Genomic DNA, 7,110 nt, shown 5'->3' with positions numbered 1-7,110 from the left:
CGCCGCACCGTGCACGCCACCGCCCGGCCACGCCGAGGATCCCGCCAGGTAGAGCCGGTCGAACGGGGTGTCCGCGCGGCCGAGACCGGGGACGGGCCGGAAGATCAGCTGCTGGTGGATGGCCGCTGTGCCGCCGTTGACCGTGCCGATTTCCTCAGGGCCGAGCACGGAGCGCTTGACGATGCGGGAACGGAAGCCGGGCGCGCGATCCTCGATCATCAGCTCGAGGCGGTCGGCGCGGCGCTTCAACCGGTCCGGCGTCCAGGCTCCGCCCAGCGGTACGTGTGTGTACGCCCAAGCCGCCTCGGTTCCGGCGGGGGAGCGTGACGGGTCGGTCGTCGTCATCTGACCCATGACCATGAACGGGTTTCGCGGCACCTTGCCGCACGCCAGCTCGTGGGCCACACCGGCCATACCGTTGACGTCGCCACCGAGGTGGACGGTGCCCGCCTGCGCGGCTTCGGGGTTGGTCCACGGGATCGGGCCCGACAGCGCCCAGTCGACCTTGATCGTGTCGCCGTCCCACTGAAACCTCTTCAGGTCTCCTGCGAGCTTCGACGGCAGTGCGTCGGCGCCGATCAGGTCCAGGTAGAGGTTCGGTGCAGGCACATCGGCGAGGACAGCGCGGCGTGCGCGCACGACCGAACCGTCTGCCAGACGCACGCCAACGGCAACACCGCGCGCGTGCAGTACGTCCGTCACCTTCGCGTTCATCTCGATGCGTCCGCCGAACCGCCGCACCAGGGACGCGGTCAACTCGCCCGCACCGCCGCGCGGCGCCGGGTTGCCGACGTCCTGCCCGAGCATCGACAGCAGCCAGCCGAAGCCAGCGCCGCCGGCCTGGTCCGGGCCGAGGTCCGTGTGCATCGTGTTGCCCGCCAACAACACCCGAGCGCCTCGCCGGCGAAGAGCTCCTCGCCGAGGCGACGCACGGGCAACGTCAGCATGCGCGTCAGCCGCAGCGCGTCGCCGGGGCCGAGCGTGCGCAGCAACGACAGCCCGCCGCGCACGGGAGGGAAGGGACGCAGCAAGCCGTCCAGCATCGCGTCACGGACCTGCCGCCAGCGCGCGTACTCGGACTGCCAGGCCTCGGCGTCCGAGTGCGCGAACGTGCCAACGGACTTCGCGGTGACGTCGACGTCACGAGAGAGGAGCGCGACCCGATCGTCCGGCAGGACATGAGCCAGCACGGCAGGTGCGTGCAGCCACTGCACGTCGAGGTTCAACGCGCCGAGGACGGGCGAGCCGAGTCCGAGGGGGTAGAACGCGCTGTAGACGTCGTTGGTGAAGCCGGGCGCGGTGATCTCGGCAGAGGCCACAGCGCCGCCGGGGGTGGCGCGCTGTTCCAGCACCAGCACGTCCCAGCCCGCGTCCGCCAGCAGCGTCGCGGCGACCAGGCCGTTCGGTCCGGAGCCGATGACAACGGCATCAACCTCGTTCACGCACGCCCTCCCATTGCCGTGACGACGTCGCGCAGCACATCACGCGCGTCGTGTTCCGGCCACCATTCCAGATCTTCGTGCGCTCGTGTGGTCCGCACGAGGGGTGCCTGATCGGCCATCCGGACCCACTCCGGCGTCAAAGGTTGCAACCCGAGCCGCGCCGTCGCCCCCGCCAGTTTCTCGATCAGCGGATACGGCACCGGAACGCGGCCGGCGCCGACGCGTTCGGCGATCATGGGAGCGGTCAGCACCGGTTCGGCGGCGAGGTTGTAGGCACCCAACGCCCTGCGGCGCACAATCTCCACGATCGCGCGCGCCACGTCGTCGGAGTGCACGAGCTGCAGGCGAAGATCGTTCCACAACGGGATCGGCAGCAACGGCAGCAGTTTCGGCGAGAGCCAGCGGCCGAGCAGCCAGCGCCGCACCTGTGCGGCCGCGGACGCCTGCCCGATGCCGCACGGTCTGATCACCGTGCACGGCAAGGGATAGCGGCTGATCATCTTTTCCAGCCGCACCTTGTGCGCGCTGTACGTGCTGCCGGGGATGCCCGTCACCGGCCACGACTCGTCGACCCTCGACCAGCGTTGCGCCGGTGCGTAGGCGGCGACCGACGACGCGCAGACCAGGTGACCGACCTCTTCTTTGATGCAGGCGGCGAGCACGTGCTCGGTGCGTCGATGTTCGTGTCGCGGTCCGTCGGCTTGATCGCAAACGCCAGGTGCACCACGACGTCGGCACCGCGGACGGCGTCCCGCAACGACGACAGCGCGCGTACGTCCACGCCGGCGTCCTCGAACTCCAGCTGACGGCGCAGCGCTGTGCCGACGTTGCCGGTGCCGCCGGTGGCGACGATCCTCACCCAAGCACCTTGCGGATCGCGTCCCGTGCCCTGTCCACCACGGCCACTAGCGGCCCGAGCGCCAGGTTCGCGACGGGGCCCTCGACACCGGGATGCGGGTGGGTCGGCGCGATCGCCTCGGCGGCTTCCACGGCCTTGGCCATGCGTTCGAGGCGTTCCTGGTCGTGCACCTTGCGCAGCAGCGGGAACTCGGCCTGTTCCTCGTGGTCCGCGTGGGCCAGCACGTCGTCACGGAGCTGGACGAGCAGAGTGTCGAAGCCCTCGGCGTCGGGGCCCATGTTGTCCATCGTGCTGAGGAGCTCCTTGGCGCGGTGTTCCTCCGCGACGCGTGCGTCCACGATGGGCTCGCCGCCGGTCACACGCGTGACAGCGGGATGGACGATCTCCTCCTCCGCGGTCTCGTGGATGGAGAGCAGTCGCACGAGCCGATGCCACGCGTCCTTGCGTTCATCGCCGGTCGCGGCCTGTACCTCGGCGAACAGCGTGCGGATGTTCTCGTGTTGCCGGTGCAGCAGCGTGATCACGTCGTCAGCCATGCCGCTCGGATACCCGAAAAGTGATCGACAACGCTGTATCTCACTTCGTTCGGCACCGAAGAGCTAGCACAGCGTGTAGTCGAGCGGTAGTCACATGAACCTAACAATGTTGTGTCACGTACCACAGAGAGAGGCATTATGTGAGGCCTCAACGAATACTGAGCTACCGCTTAGTATGTTCGGCTCTGATCTTTCGACAAGGACTCCTGAATGCCCTTCCGCCGCCATGTACTGCCCACCGCCTTAGCGCTCGCCGTCGTCGTCGCCGGCTGTGGCGCGAAGGATGACGGGAAAGTCCAGGTCAAGACGGGCCCGGCGTTACAGACGACACGATCTCGCTCGGCATCCTCACGGACATGACGGGGCCGTACAAAGCGTCCGCGCAGACCCGCATGAAGGGCTACGAGCTGTACTTGAAGCAGGTCAACGACCGCGGGGGCATCTGCGGTCGCAAGGTCGAGCTCAAGCTGAAGGACCACGCGTACGACGTGCAGAAGGCCCTCGACGCCTACTTCGACCTGGAACCGCAGGTCCTCGGCCTGATGGAACTCGCAGGCACGCCGATGACCGCGGCCATCGAGCCCGACATCATGCAGACCCGCACGCTGACCGCCCCCGTGGCGTGGTCCGCGTCGTTGCTCGGCAACCCGCACATGATGGTCGTGGGTACCACCTACGACATCGACGTCATCAACGGACTCGATCACTACAAGCGCCGTGGTGTCATCAAGGAGGGCGACACCGTCGGCCACGTCTACGTGCAGGGCAGCTACGGCGACAACGCGCTGGAGGGCAGCCGGTTCGTCGGCCAGCAGTGGAACATGAAGATCGCCGAGCAGCCGATCGGTGAGACCACGGCCGATCTGACCCAGCAGATCGGCGCCCTGAAGGCAGCCGGCGCGAAGGCCGTCATGCTGAGCACCACCCCCGCCCAGACCGCTGCCGCGGTGGGCATCGCCGCGGCGATGAAGTGGGAAGTGCCGTTCATGAGCAACGTGGTCGGCTACGACAGCGCGATCCTGGACTCGCCGGTCGGCCCCGCCGTGCAGAAGCAGTTGTCCGTGGTGACGTCGGTGGCGCCGTTCAGCGGCACCCAGCCAGGGCCGCGCGAGGTGGCGGCGGCGTTCAACAAGGCCTACCCGAACGACAAACCGGCCCTCTACGTCGACCACGGGTACACCGTCGCGATGGTGTTCCTCGCGGTCGTGGAGAAGGCCTGCGCGAGCGGCGACCTCACCAGGGACGGGGTGCTGAAGGCGTTCCACGACACCAAGGGCCTGGACACCAAGGGCCTGACCGCTCCGCTGCACTACTCGCTCGTGGGGCGGCCTTCCTCCACGCAGTCGTACATCACCAAGGTCGACAAGAGCGCTCCCGGTGGTCTCACGACCGTGGAGGAGCTGTTCGAGTCCGACATGGTGAAGGCCAAGGGCACGCGCGCCAAGTAAGGCGAAACGATGAAGGGCTCCTCCCGCGCGGGAGGAGCCCTTCATCGTCTACTTGCCGAATCCGGCCTTGCGGAGTGCTTCCGCCATCGAGCCGCTCGCCGGCGGGGGCGTGGAGCGGTTCTGTCCGCCACGCTGCGGCTGCCCACCGCGCTGCGGACGACGGTCCCGGCCGCCGCCGCCACCCTGTTGCTTCGGAGCGGGCTTGCCCGGCTCGTCGGTCAGGCGCAGCGTCAGGCCGATGCGCTTGCGGGCCTCGTCGACCTCCAGCACCTTCACCCGCACCACATCACCGGACTTCACGACGTCGCGCGGGTCCTTGACGTAGGTGTTCGACAGGGCGGAGATGTGCACGAGGCCGTCCTGGTGCACGCCGATGTCCACGAACGCGCCGAACGCGGCCACGTTCGTCACGACGCCTTCCAGCACCATGCCGGGCTTGAGGTCGGCGATCTTCTCGACGCCGTCCGCGAAGGTCGCCGTCTTGAAGGCCGGACGCGGGTCGCGGCCGGGCTTCTCCAGCTCCTTCAGGATGTCCGTGACGGTCGGCAGACCGAACTTCTCGTCCACGAACTTCTCGGGCCGCAGCTTGGTCAGCACGGCCGTGTTGCCGATCAGCTCTGCGCCCGCCTCGGTCTGCATCTTCCGCACGACCGGGTACGCCTCGGGGTGCACGGAGGAGGCGTCCAGCGGCTCGTCACCGCCGCGGATCTTGAGGAAGCCCGCGCACTGCTCGAACGCCTTCGGACCGAGCCGCGCCACGTTCTTCAGCGCGGTACGGGTCCTGAACGGGCCGTTCTGGTCCCGGTGCAGCACGATGTTCTCCGCGAGACCGGCGGTGATGCCGGAGACGCGGGTCAGCAGCGGCACGGACGCGGTGTTCAAGTCCACGCCGACCGCGTTCACGCAGTCCTCGACCACCGCGTCCAGCGAACGCGACAGCTTCGACTCGGACAGGTCGTGCTGGTACTGGCCGACGCCGATCGACTTCGGGTCGATCTTCACCAGCTCGGCCAGCGGGTCCTGCAGGCGCCGCGCGATCGACACCGCGCCGCGGATCGACACGTCGAGGCCCGGCAGTTCCGAGGACGCGTAGGCCGACGCCGAGTAGACCGACGCGCCCGCCTCCGACACCACGATCTTGGTGAGGTTGAGCTCGGGGTGGCGCTTGATCAGGTCGGCGGCCAGCTTGTCGGTCTCGCGCGACGCCGTGCCGTTGCCGATCGCGATGAGGTCGACGTTGTGCTGCTTGGCCAGCGCCGCGAGCTTCGCGATCGACTCGTCCCAGCGGTTCGCGGGCACGTGCGGCTGGATCACGCCGTGCGCGACGACCTTGCCGGTGGCGTCGACGACCGCGACCTTCACGCCGGTGCGGTAGCCGGGGTCGAGGCCCATCGTGGCGCGCGTGCCGGCCGGGGCGGCCAGCAGCAGGTCGCGCAGGTTCGAGGCGAACACCTTCACGGCCTCGTCCTCGGCGAACGCGCGCAGGCGTCCGCGCAGGTCGATGCCCAGGTGCACGAGGATCCGGGTCCGCCACGCCCAGCGCACCGTGTCGGTGAGCCACTTGTCGGCGGGGCGGCCGCGGTCGTCGATGCCGAAGCGGGCGGCGATGCGGACCTCGAACGACGAGGGACCCTCTTCGACCGGCTCCTCCGGCTCCAGGACGAGGTCGAGGACCTCCTCCTTCTCGCCGCGGAACAGCGCGAGGATCCGGTGCGAAGGCAGCTTGGAGAACGGTTCGTTGAAGTCGAAGTAGTCCGCGAACTTGGCGCCCTCGGTCTCCTTGCCCTCGCGGACCTTGGAGACGACGCGGCCGCGCGTCCACATCCGCTCGCGCAGGTCGCCGATCAGGTCGCCGTCCTCGCCGAACCGCTCGACCAGGATTGACCGCGCGCCCTGCAGGGCGGCCGCCGCGTCGGCGACCTCCTTGGCGGGGTCGACGAACTTCGCGGCCTCTTCCTGGGGGTTCAGCGAAGGATCACCCAGAAGTGCGTCGGCCAGCGGTTCGAGACCGGCTTCCTTCGCGATCTGGGCCTTCGTGCGGCGCTTCGGCTTGAACGGCAGGTAGAGGTCCTCGAGCCGGGCCTTGTTCTCGGCGGCGAGGATCTGCGCTTCGAGCGCCTCGTCGAGCTTGCCCTGCTCGCGGATCGAGTTGAGAACCGCCGCGCGGCGCTCCTCCAGTTCGCGCAGGTAGCCGAGCCGCTCTTCGAGCGTGCGCAGCTGCGCGTCGTCGAGACCGCCGGTCGCCTCCTTGCGGTATCGGGCGACGAACGGGACGGTCGCGCCACCGTCGAGCAGTTCGACAGCAGAGCTGACCTGGCCCGCGGCCACGCCGAGCTCGTCAGCGATCTTCTGGTGGATGAGCGTTGTCACAGCGCGCCATTCTGCCCGCTGCCCGATTCGACGTGGCACGGTGTCCAGGTGACCATCGCCGAGGTCGTCCCGTCTTTGCTGTCGGGCCTGGAAGTGCCGGGTGCGGACAACACCTTGAACCTGCCGTCCGCCCGGCGTGTCGTGCTGCTGCTCGTCGACGGCCTGGGGCACGAGCTGCTGCGGGAGCACGCCGAGCACGCGCCGTTCCTGTCGTCGCTGGCCGGCCGCGAGACCAGCGCGGGTTTCCCGTCGACCACCGCCACCAGCCTCGCCTCGATCGGCACGGGCCTGCTCTCTGGTGAGCACGGCATCGTCGGGTACACGTTCGCGGTCGGGGACGAGGTGCTCAACGCGCTGACCTGGTCACGTGCCGGCGATCACCACTACGACCTGCGCAAGGAGCTCGTGCCCGAGGTCGTGCAGCCGCACCCGACGCTGTTCGAACGCGCATCGGC

Annotated in this window: 6 protein-coding genes and 1 pseudogene; 2 read left to right on the top strand and 5 right to left on the bottom strand. The window is 68.9% G+C overall.

Annotated elements, in window-relative coordinates:
* The 4 genes and pseudogenes from FXN61_RS45715 to FXN61_RS45700 form a co-directional block, all read right to left on the bottom strand.
* Positions 1-1,442 (bottom strand): annotated as a pseudogene (locus FXN61_RS45715) (phytoene desaturase family protein); the annotation flags it as partial.
* Positions 1,439-2,104 (bottom strand): NAD-dependent epimerase/dehydratase family protein, encoded by a 666-nt coding sequence (locus FXN61_RS45710; RefSeq protein WP_167980065.1) that lies wholly within the window; start codon positions 2,102-2,104, stop codon positions 1,439-1,441. The pseudogene FXN61_RS45715 and the gene FXN61_RS45710, both read right to left, overlap by 4 nt.
* Positions 1,993-2,301, bottom strand: coding sequence for a hypothetical protein (locus FXN61_RS56060; RefSeq protein ID WP_167980064.1), 309 nt, complete (start codon positions 2,299-2,301; stop codon positions 1,993-1,995). Before FXN61_RS56060 ends, FXN61_RS45710 begins: the two co-directional genes overlap by 112 nt.
* Positions 2,298-2,837, bottom strand: a complete 540-nt coding sequence (locus FXN61_RS45700) for a hemerythrin domain-containing protein (RefSeq protein WP_167980063.1) — start codon at positions 2,835-2,837, stop codon at positions 2,298-2,300. Before FXN61_RS45700 ends, FXN61_RS56060 begins: the two co-directional genes overlap by 4 nt.
* Before the next feature lie 332 nt (positions 2,838-3,169).
* Between FXN61_RS45700 and FXN61_RS45695 the strand changes: the two genes are divergently transcribed.
* Entirely contained in the window at positions 3,170-4,285 is a 1,116-nt protein-coding gene (locus FXN61_RS45695; protein WP_312878509.1) for an ABC transporter substrate-binding protein, read from the top strand.
* Between the two features lie 48 nt (positions 4,286-4,333).
* Here the strand turns inward: FXN61_RS45695 and FXN61_RS45690 are convergent, their stop codons facing one another.
* A complete protein-coding gene (locus FXN61_RS45690; protein ID WP_167980061.1) occupies positions 4,334-6,655 on the bottom strand; it encodes a Tex family protein in 2,322 nt (773 codons plus the stop codon).
* Between the two features lie 48 nt (positions 6,656-6,703).
* On the opposite strand from FXN61_RS45690, the gene FXN61_RS45685 reads away from it, so the two are divergent.
* A partial coding sequence (locus tag FXN61_RS45685) for an alkaline phosphatase family protein (RefSeq protein WP_312878508.1) occupies positions 6,704-7,110 on the top strand: 407 nt, incomplete at its 3' end.

The organism is Lentzea indica, from assembly GCF_012184385.1.
In the GTDB taxonomy this organism is placed as follows: Bacteria; Actinomycetota; Actinomycetes; order Mycobacteriales; family Pseudonocardiaceae; genus Lentzea; species Lentzea indica.
This window is presented reverse-complemented; position numbering and strand designations above follow the sequence as displayed.

Coding starts and splice junctions, on each gene's coding strand:
- FXN61_RS45700 (WP_167980063.1), bottom strand. CDS start 2,837: ATGGCTGACGACGTGATCACGCTGCTGCACCGGCAACACGAGAACATC.